Source organism: Streptomyces amritsarensis (genome assembly GCF_001953875.1).
Classification (GTDB): Bacteria; Actinomycetota; Actinomycetes; order Streptomycetales; family Streptomycetaceae; genus Streptomyces; species Streptomyces amritsarensis.
Window position 1 is genome coordinate 1 of sequence record NZ_MQUR01000136.1, and the last position, 14,765, is coordinate 14,765.

The window sequence follows — 14,765 nt, forward strand, 5'->3', positions numbered from 1 at the left end:
GGGGCGGCTGCGGCAGCCGCGGCTGCCGCGGCAGCCGCGGCAGCCGACCGGCGTCCGCGCACGGCGCTCCACGCGGCCACCACCGCGATCGCCCCGAACAGCGCGAGGAACACCAGCCCCTGCGCCCCGAACAGGCCGCCCTCCCCGAGCGCGTCGGTCCACCGGGACCCCAGCGGCGCGGCGAACAGCCGGTGGCTCAGCAGTTCGCTCCCCGAGGTGAACGCCTGGTACATGAGGAAGAACACCGGCAGCTGGAGCAGCAGCGGCAGACAGCCGGCCACCGGCGTCGCACCGCGGAAGGCGGCCCTGCTCAGCGGGTACAGGGCGAGCCGTACCAGCACGGTGAACAGCACGATCGCGGCAGCGGTCGCGGACTCGGCCAGCACCGGCTCCAGAAGCCGGCCCAGCTCAGCAACAAGATGGGTGAAAACGGACACGTGGGCCCTCCGAAGGGTCTCGTCGAACGTCGAAAAGAGGTGCGTTTTTCGGCGTGACGACCCGCGAGGGGCGACAACAGTGATCAGTCAGCAGAAGGCGGGGGAGGTACTGCGCGCCCCTACGCGGCCGTCGGGAGGAGACGGCCGGGCGCCCTGGGCCGCGACCGGCCCGAGGCATCGGGATCACGCTGCGGCAGGAACGCCGTGCGCTGCTCGCGATCACGGATCGCGGTGCGTATGCGGTGCGGTGGAACGGGCCGTACGAGCCGCGCGGCGGCGGCGAGCGCCTCGGCGCCCACGGAGACGGCGGCGACGGTCGCGGCGAGGGCGACCACCGCGGCGCCCAGCCCGCTCTCCCCGGCGAACAGGCCGAGGGCTCCCCCGACCAGCACCAGCGGGAGCAGCACGGAGAGGACCCGGGCGATCCAGGTGGACGTGACGTCGACGGCAGTGCCACTGTCCCTATCGACGTCGATGTCAAAGCGTCGCGCCCGACCCATGTGAACCTCCCCCCTCTCCCTGCGCTGTTCTCGATCGATGGTAACCGGCCCCACCGACAACGGCGGGGGTGCGGTCACGGCCTGAGGGTCCCCCAGACCACCAGCCGGTACTTCGAGCTGTACTCGGGCGTGCAGGTGGTCAGGGTGATGTAGGCGCCGGGTTCGCCGTACCCGTGCTGCGGCTTCACCACACTGCGCGGCACCGGCGCGATCACCCCGGTGTCCCGCTCGGTCGTCTCGCCAAGGATCTTCCCCACCACGTACGTGTACCTGCGCCCCCGCATGTCGACGATCAGCTCGTCGCCCGCCCGCAGCCGGTTGATGTACCGGAACGGCTCGCCGTGGGTGTTGCGGTGCCCGGCCAGCGCGAAGTTCCCCTGCGCCCCGGGCCCGGCGGTCCCGGGGTAGTGCCCCGCGTACCCCTTGTCGAGGACGGCCCGCTTGTCGATGCCCTGCGCGACGGGGACGACGAGGCCGAGACGCGGGATGCGCAGGACCGCGTACGCCCGGTCGCGCGCCCCCGACGGCTCGGCGCCGGGCCGGGACCCGGCCGCCCGCCCGGAAGGAGCCGGGGCGGGCGCCGCGGCAGACGAAGAAGGGGAGGAGGACGGGAGGGAGGGACCGGGGGCATCCGAGGAGGGCGGCCCATCGTCCCGGGCCCGCTCCATGGCCCAGTCCCGTTCCAGGGAGCGGACCTGCTCCTGCGCCGCGGCGGCGGCCTGCCGGTTGGTCCACCACACCTGGTGCACCACCAGCAACAACATCACCACGCCGACGGTGACGGTCAGCTCGGCGGTCGCCCACATGGCCCCCACGAGTCCGGCCCGACGCGCCCGCCGGCCCCTCCCCTGAACCACCACAGGTATGTGATCCCGCACGGGCGGCACCCTAAGTCCTCCCCCGTCAACTGACCAGCAGCAGTACGGTGTGAACCATGCGCCCCGACACGCCTGCCGAGCACATCGCCGAAGCCGAGCGCCTCATCCGCACGGCGACCCGCTACCCCGAGGACCAGGAGCCCTTGCTCCTCCAGGCCGCGGCCCACCTCGAACTGGCCGACGAACGGGACCGGGCGAGCGCCCTGTACGACCAGCTGCTGTCCTCGTCACCGTCCGACCCCCACCTGATCAAGGCCCTCCAGGCGGCGAACCTCTGGGAGTACGGCCACGAGGCCGAGGCCCGCGCCCTCATCGCCGGCATCCGCGCCGCCTCCCCGAAGGACCCGGCCCCGTGGGAGGTCATCGCGGAGGCCCTCGAGGCGCACGACGAGTTGGAGGCCTCCGAGGACTGCTTCACCCAGGCCGCGACCCTCCTGATCGCGGACTCCACCCCGCTCACCCCGGCCACGACCGCCCTCCTGACGGGCCGCCACCGGGTACGCCGGCTCCTGGGGCGCCCGCACGACGACTGGGACATGGTCGCCGACACCCGCCACATCGGCCCGATCCCGCTCGACGAGCTCCACGACCCCAAGCGCATCTGGGCCCTCGGCTCCGACGACCCCGCCGAGCTGCGCGCCGAGATCGCCCGCCTGCGCGCCGAACTGGGCGACCGCCGCGCGGCCCTGTCCCGCCCGTTCCCGGTGGCGGTCCTCCACTGGCCGCAGCGCGAACTGTCCGAGCTGCTGACCAGCTACCCGACGCTCGCCTCGGAGTACGCCTCGCACGAGGCCCACCTGCGCGACATCGAGACCTCCCTGCGCGCCCTGGCCGCCTCGGGCACCACCAACCTGGGCATCGTCACGGCGAGCGTCCCCTCGTACGAGGCCTTCGCGGCCTCCGAGAAGACCTCCCCGGCCTCCCCCAGCCTCCTGGCCGAATACGCCACGACCCTCGCGGCCCGCGGCAAGGCCACCCCCTGGCCCCCCACTCCCACGGCCCCCTGCTGGTGCACCTCGGGCAAGCCATACTCGGAGTGCCACGGGGGGACGTAGCGGCGCTGTCAGCTGATCTTCGCGCGCTGATGCACGAAGAAGTCGTGCCGCTGGTGATCTTCCTGTCCCGTGAAGGCCTTGAACTCACCGAGGGTGTAGGCGTAAGCACCCGAGGAACGCTGAATCGTCTGCACTTCGAAGTCGCGGCCTAGGTGGCTCAGGTGCCTTTCGACTTCAGGAACGTCCATAGAGATGCCGGCCTTGGCAAGTTTCGCGATGATCTGGTCCGCAGCCAGCGGGCGGGTCGCTCCGCGAAGCACCTTGTAAACGGGGTCATGCACAGCGCTCGTAGATTCGATCAACTCGTGGCGAGGGCCTTCCTTGCGGAGGGCCCTCGCGATCGACCGGCCGACAGCCTCGGCGACTGGTGGGGGGAAGGCATTTCCGATCTGGCGGTACACGGCCGTCTTCCGGCCTTCGAACTGCCACTCGCTGAAGCCGCCCTTCCAGCCCTGGATGCGAGCGACCATCTCCGTGGTGAGCTTGGGGCCCGGGACACCGGGTCCCGGTTCCCAGCCAGGTCCGGGAGCTGCGTCGGCGACGCCGAGGGCATCCACGCCGAGTTCGGCCCAGGCGCGCTTCGCGCGCGTGGGACCCAAGTCGGCTCCACCGTGCCTCTTCGACCCCCCGACGATCGTCGGGGCGATGGAGTCAGCCCGCTTGGCCCAGTCCTCTGCACCTTCCCAGCCGCGGGCCTGCATGAGGTCCAGCAAGGTCTCACCGACAGTCGGCTTCGGAGTCCCGAGCGTCTCGGGCCACGTGAAGTACTCGGCATGCTCCTTGGCCATCGCGACGAGGACGAACCGCGGCCGAAGCTGCGGAACCCCGAAGTCCGACGCATGGAGGAGCTTCCACTCGCCCACATATCCGTACTCGTGAAGCTGGTCGAGGACGTGCTGACGGTAGGCGGAGAACCGGTTGGCGCTCAGTCCCCGGACGTTCTCCAGAAGAAGAGCCCTAGGCTGCATCCGCCCGCATGCCTCGATAGCCCAGGCGAAGAGGTCCCGCTCGTCGGTAGCGCCCATCTGCTTGCCTGCGATGCTGAAGGGCGGGCAGGGGACGCCTCCAGCGAATAGGTCGACGCCCTTGTACTCCTCGGGGTCCCATACACCCGCGTCGGCAACATCCCCCTGCCGCACCTCCCAGTCCGGCTGGTTGCGCTTCAGGGTGGCGACAGCGTGCCCGTCCAGTTCGACCGCGAGCTGGTGCCGGAACCCAGCCCGCTCGAGCCCCAGGGACTGACCGCCTGCGCCGGCGCAGATCTCGACTACCTTGAGATCCTCGTTGCTATTCGCAGAAGACATGCGATCTCCCTCCTGTACGCCGGACCACCCAGCGCGTGAGCGGTCAGCGGGTACCCCTGAGGCCGCGTGGTGATGAAGTGGGACTGCCAGCCCCGTCTGAAATCCCAGTACCCCGGAGGCCTGGACGAACCGCCTGGACGACAGGCGGAGCCAGCTCACGAGTGAGGACGCGGAAGTCTATTCGCTCCCACCGACAAGCCACAAATGCCCGATATTTCCCATCGAGACCGGAGCCCCGTTTACCCCTCCAGGGCTCGCTGCACATCAGCCCGAGCCTGAGCCGGAAGGCGCCGGTATGCACTCCAAGCGCGCTCAAGCGCGACCGTATCCCTCTTCCCCTGCCCCACCCAGCGAAGTAGGCGTTCCCGGTCCGCCTCACCCAGGCCGCCGATCTCCTCGATCAGCCGGGCTGTGTCCACGGGGGAGCCGTCGCCACCCGCACGGCAGCGCTTGCACTCCGTGACCGGCATGGTCTCCCGGTCCCCACCAGGAAGCGTGACCTCGCGGCGCGAGACCAGCAGCACGGCGGTCTCGTCGATGTCGTCGGCATACGGTTCGGCGCCGGTGATGCCGCAGACGGTACACATGAAGTCGTCCCGCTCCATCGCCTCCCGCACCTCCTTGGCAGACAGCTTCTTCCGCTTCGCAGCACCACGGGCGACCGGATCCCAGACCGGTACGCCGGCCTTCACGAAACGCAGCTGCTCAGCAGCGAGCGAACCGTCCTCCGTGCTGGGGTGAATGACCCAGCCGAACTCCCGCAGGTCCCGGATTCTCCGGTCGGCCTGCGCGATTCGGGGGAAAGCCACCCGAATCTGCTCCTTGGTGAAGGTGTTGCCTTCGCGAATCTCCTGCACAAGCCACAACGCTCCGCGCACCATCGTGCCGCCCTTGAGCGCCGGGTCGTTCCATGCGGGCAGAGGCACCGCGGCTCCGTTCTCACGCTGACAATGACGATTTTACGATCATCGAGCTCATGCCGTCAGTGGCTCCTGCAATGATGCATGACATCGCAGACGGCCACGGCGCCTTTGGAGGATCAGGAATGGCTGGGAAGTTCGACGTTCCGCCCGAAGCCGAGACGAACCGAGCCCTCGTCGAGGAGCGGCTCGTACAGGCGAGGACGGAGGCGGGTGCCAAGGTCACCGTCGACTGGCGAGGCCAGCAGAAGCACCTCGACGTCATCTCAATGCCTGTCCAGATGCTCTACTTCAACCCTGATACGCACCGCATCAGGGCTCAGCGCTCGCTCGACCTCGACCGCAACCGCGCCTTGGAGGAGGAGCCCTGGAGCGAGCCCGCCCAGGAGTACCTTCGCCATCTGCTGGGCTGCAAGCCGTCGAACCCGAACCAGACAGACCCCGATTTCACCGCACTGGTCGATGAGCTCCGCGAGTCCGGTCAGAAGGATCCCGGGATCATCACACCGGAGGGCATCCTCGTCGACGGCAACACGCGATGTGCCGCCCTGCGGCAGCTGGGCGTGAAGGACATTCGCGTGGCCGTCCTCCCCCCGGATACCTCACGAAGCGACATCAGCGATGTCGAGCTCTCACTCCAGCTCCGTCGCGATAAGCGGCGCGACTACACATACGTAAACCGGCTCATCGCCGTCGAGGAACAGCTCGCCGCTGGTAGGCGCGAAGATGACATCGCACGCGCCTTCAACATCAAGACCACCACACTCCACAAGGACAGGTGGGTGTACGGCCTCATTCTCGAAGCGATCGACCGAAGCCGGACAGACAGCGGCGTCGCCCTGCGGTTGGTGGATTTCGAGGAAGACCAGGAACAGCTCCGCGAGTTGCACCGCGACTACACCAAGCTGAAGCAGACGGACCCCGACGCCGCAGAACAGCTCAAGGAGTCCCGCCTGGCAATGGTCGTGCTGGACTTCGCCAAGACCTCCATCCGCCTGGCTGAGGCGGATTTCCATGCCCGGTACCTGGACGAACGCCTCCCTGCAGAGCTGAAGCCCGCCGAGCAGCAGTCCAATTCCGTTTCCATCCCCGGGCTCCCCGGGGTGGCTCTCCAGGATGCGGTGCCGACAGTGAAGGCGACCCGGGCTCTGACCGACACCCTCCTCCGCGCCAAAGCCGCCGTTCAGAACGGCGAGAAGGTGGATTCCGCGGAAGTCGCCCAAGCCGGCCAGCTGATGAGCTCCGCCAGCAAGGTGTTCACCGTCGCAGTGAAACTGGCGGGCCAGAACGCGCAGCTCCAGAAGCGCAAGATCGCGGTGCCTGAGCGGCTGACGGATGCCGCGGACCACGTGAACCAGTGTGCTTCTGAGTTCGCAGATGCCAAAGCGAAGCGCCTTCTCGACGAGGAGTCGTTCGACGACGCGCTGCTCACACTTCGCGCAAGTCTCATCCGTCTGGCCAAGCAGGCTGGTCGCACATTCACCACACCTGGCGACGGTGTGGCCTGGCTGCTCGAAGCCGCCCGCCAGGAGTCGTGACTATGCCAAGTGTCGAACCGAGCCTGAAAATCGAGTTCGGGGACGCAGCGACTAAGGCCCGTATGCGTGCGGCCGTCGGGTTCGAGGACGACCTGCGCCGGATGGCGTTGCGCTTCGGGAGCAGCGTGCAGCACTCCCAAGGGTCTGTCGATATCGAGATCGACGACCTCCTGACCAATCTCGTGGCAATCGCGTCCTGGCCCCAGCCCGGTTCAGTCGAATGGGATCCCCAGCTCGCAGCGCTCGCTACCGACTCGGCATCCGATGCCAGGACGGTGGAGAAGCAGCTCGACCCTGACGCCGCAGCCGACGGTGCAGTGGACCCTGCCGACATCGATGGCCTGTTGGGCCAAGGCTGGACCGCGGATCTGACGGACTTCCAGCGGCGGGACGTCGCCAAGCTTCTGTCACTGCGCCACGGCGCCAACTTCTCGGTTCCAGGTGCAGGCAAGACCAGGGTCGGCCTCGCGGTTTTCCAAGCCCTGCGACGAGCAGGAGGTATCGAGCGGCTCGTGATCGTCGGTCCGAAGTCCTGCTACGAGGCATGGCAGCACGAGAACGCCCAGTGCCTGGAGAAGCCGCTCAACATGAAGGTGCTCTCCAAGCGAGTGGACCCCGCGGCTGAAGCAGTTATCGTGAACTACGAACGTCTGAGCGGCGCTGTCAACGAGCTGAGCAGCTGGCTGACCGCCCGGCCGTCGCTGCTGCTCCTTGATGAGGCCCACCGTATGAAGCTGGGGGCAGAGGGCACCTACGGTTCCGCCTGCCTCGCCCTCGGCCCCCGGGCCCGTCGACGACTGGTCCTCACCGGGACCCCGGCTCCCAACGGCGTCAAAGACCTGGAGAACCTCTTCGGATTCGTCTGGCCCGGGCACGGTCGCAGGAAAGTCACCCAAGCCGTTGCCGGCGGCGACCTCGCCAAGGCCAGCCAGGTGCTTCGTCCCCTGTTCACCCGTACGACGAAGGGCGAACTCGGGCTGCCGCCCGTGAGCACCACCCTGCGGCCCGTACCCCTACCGCCCTTGCACCGCGAGATCTACGACGCGCTCATCGGCCGGTTCTCAGCGCGTGTCGCGGGTGGCGAAGCCGATTTCCAGCAGCTGGGCAAGGTGATCGTCTACATGCTGATGGCTGCGACCAGCCCCGCGCTCCTGGCCGTCGGCACAACGCGGCATGAACCGCTCGCCTACCAGGTACCGCCGCTCGCAGTGCCGGAGGACACCCCGCTCTACAAGTTGATGCAGGACCTGCCCAGTTACGAGATGTCCCCCAAGTACCAAGAGGTACTGGCAGTCGTATCGGCCAATGCAGCCCTCGGCCGCAAGACCCTCGTCTGGTCGACCTTCGTCCGCAGCCTGAATACGCTCCGCCGGATTCTGGGGCCGTTCTCCCCGGCGGTCGTCCACGGCGGCACTGAGGACCGCGAAGAGGAGATCAGCCGCTTCCGCAACGATCCGGACTGCATGGTGCTCCTCTCCAACCCGGCGACTCTGGGCGAAGGCATCAGCCTCCACCACGACTGCCACGATGCCGTCTACGTGGATCGGGACTTCGCGGCAGGCCGCTTCCTACAGAGTCTGGATAGGATCCACCGCCTCGGGCTCGCTCCAGAGGCAGAAACCCGGATCACCGTGCTCGCCTCCGAAGGCACCATCGACGAAGTCGTAGCCCAGCGGCTCGCTGACAAAATGCATTTCATGGGAGGGATCCTGGACGACCCGGCAGTTCGGGAACTCGCCGACCTCGACGAGGAGCCCGCCGTCGGCGGCGGCATGGATTACAAGGACCTGCAAGCGATGATGGGCTACCTCCGTGCCCGTACCTCCTGACCCGGTCCTGCGGGCAGCCGCACGCTGGCTTCACCGCCTGCCAGCGTCCGGCGCCGCGCGCTGCCGCGCTGTCTTCACCACACACTCCGAGTTCAGCGACATCACGCCCACGCAGTACGACGCGGCCTACGCGTGGATGCGGAAGGCGGGGATACTAGATTCAGAGAGCGGGGTCCTACCGCCGGAAATCAGAATCTACGACGCTGCGATCCTGGACAGCGGCGCCTCCTGGCTCCCCGACGCAGACCTCCTCGTCCAAAGTCCCGATGAGATTCCTGAAGACGCGCTGCGCGCTGCTGAGGTACTAGGGCTCGAACCGGATGACGCCTACGCGCGCATCGGGACAGCATGGGGAAAGGTGGATACAGCCGAACGTGCGCGAGTCGGCGCGTTGGGCGAGGAGGTCCTGCTCAGCCTTCTGCGCGCATCGACCTCTGCAACCGTCGAGCACGTTGCGGCCTGGTCTGACGCACACGGTTACGACATAGCAGTCCAGGGGCATGGACTCTCAGGTCATCTCGAGGTCAAATCAACGACGCGCTTGGGCCGGTTGACTCTCTACATCTCGCGAAACGAGTACGAGACGATGCTCAGGGACCCTGCCTGGCAGATGATCGCCGTCCAGTTCACTCAAGCCGACGATCCGGCGGCGGTTTGGACCGTGCCGCGGCACTGGATCTCGGCTCAGGCCCCAGCCGACTCCGGCGTTCTCGGACGCTGGGAGTCGTGCCGACTGCACGTTCCACCCGGCGTCCTCCTACCGGGCGTACCAGCGCTGGCCCCCCTTATGACTCCTGGAGCATCCCCCCTGCTCCTGGGTGCGCCGGTCGAATAGCCCAGAATGGGACCACGCGGCCCGTCCGCCCAGGCAGGTCACCCGGATGCGCTCCTCCGGGAGGCGACCGCGGCCCGCACGGCCTCCGCACAGTCCTCGGGTGCCTCGTGCTCCCAGAAACGCAGTACCAGCCAGCCTTCGGCAGTTAGCCTCGCGTCAGTCTCCCTGTCGCGGCGCACGTTGCCGCCGATCTTCTCGCGCCAGTAGTCGGGGTTGGTCTTCGGCGGGACGAAATGCTGGGGACAGCCGTGCCAGAAGCACCCGTCCACGAACACCGCGACCTTCGTCGGCCCGAACACCAGGTCCGCAGTGCGACGCATCTTGGGCAGTGGTTTGGCAGCCACCCGGTAGCGAAGCCCCCGCGCGTGCAGAAGCGAGCGAAGTGCCCGCTCAGGGGACGTGTCCCGGCTCCTGTTGCCAAGCATGCTTCGCCGGTTGGCGGCTGACGATGCCCAGGATCCAGCCGGCGGGGTCCACTCCTCGGGCTCAGGCAGCTTTTTCGTCATAACGGCTCGGAGTCTAGCCCTCCGCAGCATTCGTCTGAACAAGAGACGCTGTGGGCGACCGCGGCCTCGGCTCGGGTACAGCGGCACCGGAACTGACCGAGGCTGGGAGATCACCTGCAGTCACGGCCCGCCAGTGACGACTCCTCTCGCCCAGCGGCGGCTCCGCGGCCAGGAGTGCCCGCGGATGGGCGGGCTAGCGGTCTGCCGTGGCGTACGTGGTGGCGGCCATGGCGGCCGCCGCCGTGAAGACCGCCGGCCAGGCGCCGATCTTCTTCGCCAACGGGTGCGAGCCCGCGAACGCGGCGACGTACGCCGCGGCCAGCAGCGCCGTCGTCGTCGGCGACGTGCGGCGGTGCCACTCGCGGACCGCGAGGGTGCCGGCCGCCGCGAGGACCACGCCGCCGAGCGGTCGCTTCCCCGTCCAGCGGGCCGCGGCGTAGCCGCCGACGAGGCCGCCTGCGGCTACGACCGATGTGGGGAACTGCGCCATCGCGGGGGCCTCCAGCCGTTCGAACGTCACCGCACGAGGCTAACGCGCCCGGCGGGCGAACCGGCGCGCGGCCGCCACCGCCAGCACCACGGCGGCGCCGCCCAGGACGTTGTCGGGCAGGGCGTCCTGGAGGGCCTGCGGCAGCACCGCCATGACCCCCAGGACCACGAAGAACGCCACCGCACAGGCGGCGAGACCCATCAGGGCTCTGCTCAGGAGGTTGTTGCGCACACCGGGCTCAACGCCGGGCCCGGCGGGCCGATACGGGTGGCCCGCGACACCGTACGGAAGTCGGATTTGTCGCACACCCTCCGGATCTGCGGACCTCCCCTCCAGGCAACGCGCCGGGCGTAGATTCGGTCTGCGATACGGGCGATCCGACCCAAGCCACCCGAGCCGGCCCAAGGAGCTGCAAACGTGATCTGTTACGGACCGGCCGTCCTCGACCTGACGGAGGAATTGGCCGACGCCTACGGCGAGGTGTTCTCCGCCCCACCGTGGAACGAAGATGAAGAAACCATTCGCCAGTTCGCCGTCCGGCTCCAGGCGGACAGCCGCCGCACCGGCTTCCGCACCGCCTTCGCGCAGTCACGCCTCGGCGTCGACGGATTCGCCACCGCCTGGCTGACCCCCCGCGCCTTCCCCACGGGCCGGGCCTACGGACAGGTCACCGCGCAGCTCGGCCGGCAGCGCGTACGGGAGCTGCTCATCGGCGCCCTGGAGATCGACGAACTCGCCGTACGCCCCCACGCGCGCGGGCACGGCACCGGGCGCGCCCTGCTGGCCGAGATCACCGCCGACGCCCCTGACGACCGCGCCTGGCTGCTGACCGCCCGGGTGGCCACCGACACCGTGGCCACCTACCACCGGCTCGGCTGGCACGAGGTGAAACCGCTGCCCGGCACCGAGAACGCAGTCGTGGTGTTCCTCGCCCCGAACCACCCTTCGGCCTGAGCGTCGGCCGCCCGCCACCGGGCATACCGGGAGCATGATCACTCGCATCGCCCAGCGCCAGCTGAACATGGCCACCCACCACCAGCTCCGGCAGGCCGGCATCCCGGCCGCCACCATCAGCGGCCGCAGCCGCCGCGGAGGACCCTGGCAGCGGCTCCTCCCGCGGGTGTACCTCCTGCAGACCGGCCCACCCGACACCCGGCAGCAGGCCCTCTCCGCCGTCCTGTACGCCGCCCCGCCCGCCGCGGACCCGCTCTCCGGGACCGCCGCCGCGCTCACCGGCGGCGCCGCCCTCGCCCTCCTCGGCATCCGCGACGCGCCGCCCGAACCCCTCGACGTCCTCGTCCGCGCCCCACGGTCGGTCGCGGCCACCGGCCGCGTCCGGCCCGCCTCGACCACCCGCTGGCCCGCGACCATCACCATCGCCGGGGTGCCCAGCACCCGCCCCGTCCGCGCGGCCACCGACTTCGCGGCCCGCACCGACGACCCGGACCTCGTCCGCTCCGTCCTCGCCAACGTCGTCCAGGGCGGCTGGTGCCACCCGCACGACCTGCACGCCGAGCTGCGCGCCGGCCGCGTCCGGCACCGCCCGGCCGTCCGGACGGCGGCCGCCGAACTCCTCGCCGGGGTCCGGTCGATCGCCGAAGGCCGCGCCCGCGACACACTGACGGCCACGGACCTGCCCGCACCGCTCTGGAACGCCCGGCTCCACGCGACCGACGGGTCCTTCCTCGCCAGCCCGGACGCGTACTGGCCCGACGAGGGTGTGGCGCTGGAGATCGACTCCGCGGAGTACCACTACACGCGCGACTCCTGGCAGGCCACCCTGCGCCGGAGACTGCGCCTGGAGGCCCACGGCGTCCTGGTGGTCAGCACCACACCCGGAATCCTGCGGGAGGCACCGGCGGACCTGATCGCCGCCCTGCGCGCACTGCTCGCCCTGGGCGCCGCCCGCCCCGCCCCGCCGGAGGTCACCGCCCGCGGACACGCCCAGCTGGAGCTGCCGCTCCCAAGACCCGCCCGCACGCCTCAGGCGCCGAACGCGCGGGAGACCGTGTAGATCAGCAGGCCCGCCAGGGCGCCGACCACCGTGCCGTTGATACGGATGAACTGCAGGTCGCGGCCGATGTGGGCCTCGATCTTGCGGGAGGTGTGCTCGGCGTCCCAGGCCGCGACCGTATCGGTGATCAGCGAGGTGATCTCCTTGCGGTACGTGGTGACCACATAGACGACCGCCCCCTCGATCCAGCCCTCCACCTTCCCCTGGAGACGGCCGTCGGTCGCCAGCCGCGCCCCCAGGGACATCAGCGAGGCCCGGACCCGCAGGCGCAGCTCGCTCTGCTCGTCCTCCGCCGCCGAGATGATCATCGAGCGGATCGCCGACCAGGCGGAGGCGATGACGTCCTGGACCTCGTCGCGCGCGAGGATCTCGGACTTCAGACGCTCCACCCGGGCGCGCGTCGCCGTGTCCGACTGCAGGTCGGCCGCGAAGTCCCGCAGGAAGCGGTCCACCGCCGCGCGCGCCGGATGCTCGGGCATGTCCCGCATCTCCGTGACGAAGCGGAGCAGCTCCTTGTAGACACGCTCCCCGACCTTGCGGTCCACGAACCGCGGGGTCCAGCCGGGGGCTCCGCCCTGGACGGCATCCGTGATCGAGTCCCCGTGCGTGATCAGCCAGTCGTGCGCCTTGGCGCAGACGAGGTCGACGGCGCGGCGGTGACCGCCGTCCACGACGACCTTCTGCAGGGTCTTGCCGAGGCCCGGCGCGATCTCCGCGCTCTCCGCGCGCCGGGTGATGGCCTCGCCGACCACGGCCTGGACGTCGGAGTCCCGCAGAACGGTCAGCGCGCCGCGCAGGGCCGTGGCCAGTTCGGCCGTGACGCGGTCGGCGTGCGCGGGCTCGGCCAGCCAGGCGCCGAGGCGGCCGCCGATGCCGAGGGAGTGCAGGCGGGCCCGGACCACGTCGGCGGAGAGGAAGTTCTCGCCGACGAACTCGCCCAGGGTGACGCCGAGCTGGTCCTTCTTCGTCGGGATGATCGCGGTGTGCGGGATGGGCAGGCCGAGCGGCCGCTTGAACAGGGCCGTGACGGCGAACCAGTCCGCGAGCGCGCCGACCATGCCGGCCTCGGCGGCGGCGGCCACGTAGCCGGCCCAGCCGCCGGCACCCCAGGCGTGCTGGGCGTACTTGGCCAGTACGTACACCAGCGCGACCAGCAGCAGCAGACCGGTCGCGGTGGCCTTCATCCTGCGGACGCCCCGGCGGCGCTCCTCGTCGGCGGCGTTGAACACGAACGCTCCGCGGGTGGGGGGCGGTGGCGGCGGTGGTGCCGGCGTGGCCGTGCCGGCGGCTGCGCCGGCGTGGGCTGGGCCGCCGCCGGCCGGGCCGCCGGCTCTGCTGTGGTTGTCCACGTGCTCCTGCCTTCCCCCCGGCGCGCCGGGTTTGTCTGCATAGCATCCGACTCCTGGGAGGGCGGTGGAGTTCCCGCCACGCCCTTCCGCTCCCGCGGGGGCAGCCGGTCGGGTGGGCCCGGCCCCGGCGAATCCGCTCCGCGGCGGGGTACACCCGGGGCCTCCCGGCCCCGGACCCCGCCTGCCCGCTCGCGCGGTGCGTATCTCCTCGGCTCGACGCGGGCTCGCCCTACGAGCCCCTACCCGGACGCTCCGACCCGGGCCGCCGCGTGGCGGTACGGGCGGGATCCCGCCGGGCGGGATCCGCGTCGGCGCGGCCCGCCACCAGGGGCCCATCCCGGGTCGGGCCCGCACAGCGGAGCCCACCGGGCCGGATCCGGGTCGTGCCGCCGGGCGGGATACGGGCTCGGTGCGGGCCGGTCGCGGCGCCGCGCAGGGGTATCTCCTCGGCTCGGCGCCCGCGAGGTGTCTCGGCCGTGAGCGGTGGTCGCGCACTCGTCCTGCGGGGACACCCCTCCACGTCCCCACTCCACCAGTACGACCCCGGCTCCGGGAGCCATCCCGGCCGGGCCGCGGCCTCGCGGTGCGGGCTTGGCGGCGCCGCCCCGAGGGCGGACGCTCCGGCTGGCCGGGGTCGGCCTGCCGGACGGGATACGGGCACGGTGCGGGCGGGTCGCGGCGCCGCGCAGGGGTATCTCCTCGGCTCGGCGCCCGCGAGCCATCACGGCCGTGAGCGGTGGTAGCGCGCTCGTCCTGCGGGGACACCCCTCCCCGTCCCCGCTCCAGCAGTACGAGCCCGGTTCCGGGGGGCGTCCGGGCCGGGCCGCGGCCTCGCGGTGCGGGCTTGGCGGGGCCGCCCCGAGGGCGGACGCTCCGGCTGGCCGGGGTCGGCCTGCCGGACGGGATACGGGCTCGGTGCGGGCGGGTCGCGGTGCCGCGCAGGGGTATCTCCTCGGCTCGGCGCCCGCGAGCCGTCTCGGCCGTGAGCGGTGGTAGCGCGCTCGTCCTGCGGGGACACCCCTCCCCGTCCCCACTCCAGCAGTACGAGCCCGGCTCCGGGAGCCACCCCGGCCGGGCCAGGGGCTCGCAGTGCGGGCGGCTTTGGGGGTG

Annotated in this window: 14 protein-coding genes and 1 pseudogene; 6 read left to right on the forward strand and 9 right to left on the reverse strand. The window is 70.5% G+C overall.

What is annotated here, in order from left to right:
• The 3 genes and pseudogenes from AVW11_RS33170 to AVW11_RS33180 all read right to left on the reverse strand — a co-directional run.
• Nucleotides 1-437 (reverse strand): annotated as a pseudogene (locus tag AVW11_RS33170) (hypothetical protein); the annotation flags it as partial.
• A 119-nt stretch (nt 438-556) separates the two neighbouring features.
• Nucleotides 557-937: a DUF6412 domain-containing protein gene (locus AVW11_RS33175; protein WP_240528329.1), complete on the reverse strand. Its 381-nt coding sequence runs from the start codon at nt 935-937 to the stop codon at nt 557-559.
• Nucleotides 938-1,011: 74 nt separating this feature from the next.
• Complete coding sequence (locus AVW11_RS33180; RefSeq protein ID WP_078094330.1) at nt 1,012-1,743, reverse strand: class E sortase; 732 nt, start codon at nt 1,741-1,743, stop codon at nt 1,012-1,014.
• A gap of 128 nt (nt 1,744-1,871) precedes the next feature.
• On the opposite strand from AVW11_RS33180, the gene AVW11_RS33185 reads away from it, so the two are divergent.
• Nucleotides 1,872-2,870: an SEC-C metal-binding domain-containing protein gene (locus AVW11_RS33185; protein WP_030852212.1), complete on the forward strand. Its 999-nt coding sequence runs from the start codon at nt 1,872-1,874 to the stop codon at nt 2,868-2,870.
• An 8-nt stretch (nt 2,871-2,878) separates the two neighbouring features.
• Here AVW11_RS33185 and AVW11_RS33190 read toward each other — a convergent pair whose 3' ends face one another.
• Entirely contained in the window at nt 2,879-4,174 is a 1,296-nt protein-coding gene (locus AVW11_RS33190) for a DNA cytosine methyltransferase (RefSeq protein ID WP_076046882.1), read from the reverse strand.
• Between the two features lie 239 nt (nt 4,175-4,413).
• A complete protein-coding gene (locus AVW11_RS33195; RefSeq protein ID WP_240528330.1) occupies nt 4,414-5,100 on the reverse strand; it encodes a hypothetical protein in 687 nt (228 codons plus the stop codon).
• A 119-nt stretch (nt 5,101-5,219) separates the two neighbouring features.
• Here AVW11_RS33195 and AVW11_RS33200 point away from each other — a divergent pair, with 119 nt between their 5' ends.
• The 3 genes from AVW11_RS33200 to AVW11_RS33210 are packed head-to-tail and all read left to right on the forward strand — an operon-like array spanning nt 5,220 to nt 9,296.
• On the forward strand, nt 5,220-6,632 hold the full coding sequence (locus AVW11_RS33200; protein ID WP_030852205.1) for a ParB N-terminal domain-containing protein: 1,413 nt from the start codon (nt 5,220-5,222) through the stop codon (nt 6,630-6,632).
• A gap of 2 nt (nt 6,633-6,634) precedes the next feature.
• Nucleotides 6,635-8,461 (forward strand): DEAD/DEAH box helicase, encoded by a 1,827-nt coding sequence (locus tag AVW11_RS33205; protein ID WP_076046883.1) that lies wholly within the window; start codon nt 6,635-6,637, stop codon nt 8,459-8,461.
• Nucleotides 8,445-9,296 (forward strand): protein NO VEIN domain-containing protein, encoded by an 852-nt coding sequence (locus tag AVW11_RS33210; protein ID WP_076046884.1) that lies wholly within the window; start codon nt 8,445-8,447, stop codon nt 9,294-9,296. Before AVW11_RS33205 ends, AVW11_RS33210 begins: the two co-directional genes overlap by 17 nt.
• Nucleotides 9,297-9,334: 38 nt before the next feature.
• Here the strand turns inward: AVW11_RS33210 and AVW11_RS33215 are convergent, their stop codons facing one another.
• The 3 genes from AVW11_RS33215 to AVW11_RS33225 form a co-directional block, all read right to left on the reverse strand.
• Nucleotides 9,335-9,802 carry a very short patch repair endonuclease gene (locus tag AVW11_RS33215; RefSeq protein WP_076046885.1) on the reverse strand — a complete coding sequence of 156 codons (468 nt, stop codon included), beginning with the start codon at nt 9,800-9,802 and terminating at the stop codon, nt 9,335-9,337.
• Between the two features lie 193 nt (nt 9,803-9,995).
• Nucleotides 9,996-10,292 carry a hypothetical protein gene (locus AVW11_RS33220; protein WP_076046886.1) on the reverse strand — a complete coding sequence of 99 codons (297 nt, stop codon included), beginning with the start codon at nt 10,290-10,292 and terminating at the stop codon, nt 9,996-9,998.
• Nucleotides 10,293-10,331: 39 nt separating this feature from the next.
• The gene (locus AVW11_RS33225) at nt 10,332-10,523 is read right to left on the reverse strand and encodes a hypothetical protein (protein ID WP_030852191.1); all 192 of its coding nucleotides are present in this window, start codon (nt 10,521-10,523) and stop codon (nt 10,332-10,334) included.
• 186 nt (nt 10,524-10,709) lie between these two features.
• On the opposite strand from AVW11_RS33225, the gene AVW11_RS33230 reads away from it, so the two are divergent.
• Nucleotides 10,710-11,246, forward strand: coding sequence for a GNAT family N-acetyltransferase (locus AVW11_RS33230; protein WP_225884775.1), 537 nt, complete (start codon nt 10,710-10,712; stop codon nt 11,244-11,246).
• 34 nt (nt 11,247-11,280) lie between these two features.
• The gene (locus AVW11_RS33235; protein WP_051700597.1) at nt 11,281-12,306 is read left to right on the forward strand and encodes a hypothetical protein; all 1,026 of its coding nucleotides are present in this window, start codon (nt 11,281-11,283) and stop codon (nt 12,304-12,306) included.
• Here the strand turns inward: AVW11_RS33235 and AVW11_RS33240 are convergent.
• Nucleotides 12,276-13,655 (reverse strand): DUF445 domain-containing protein, encoded by a 1,380-nt coding sequence (locus tag AVW11_RS33240; RefSeq protein ID WP_076046887.1) that lies wholly within the window; start codon nt 13,653-13,655, stop codon nt 12,276-12,278. The genes AVW11_RS33235 and AVW11_RS33240 overlap by 31 nt on opposite strands.
• Between the last annotated feature and the right edge of the window lie 1,110 nt (nt 13,656-14,765).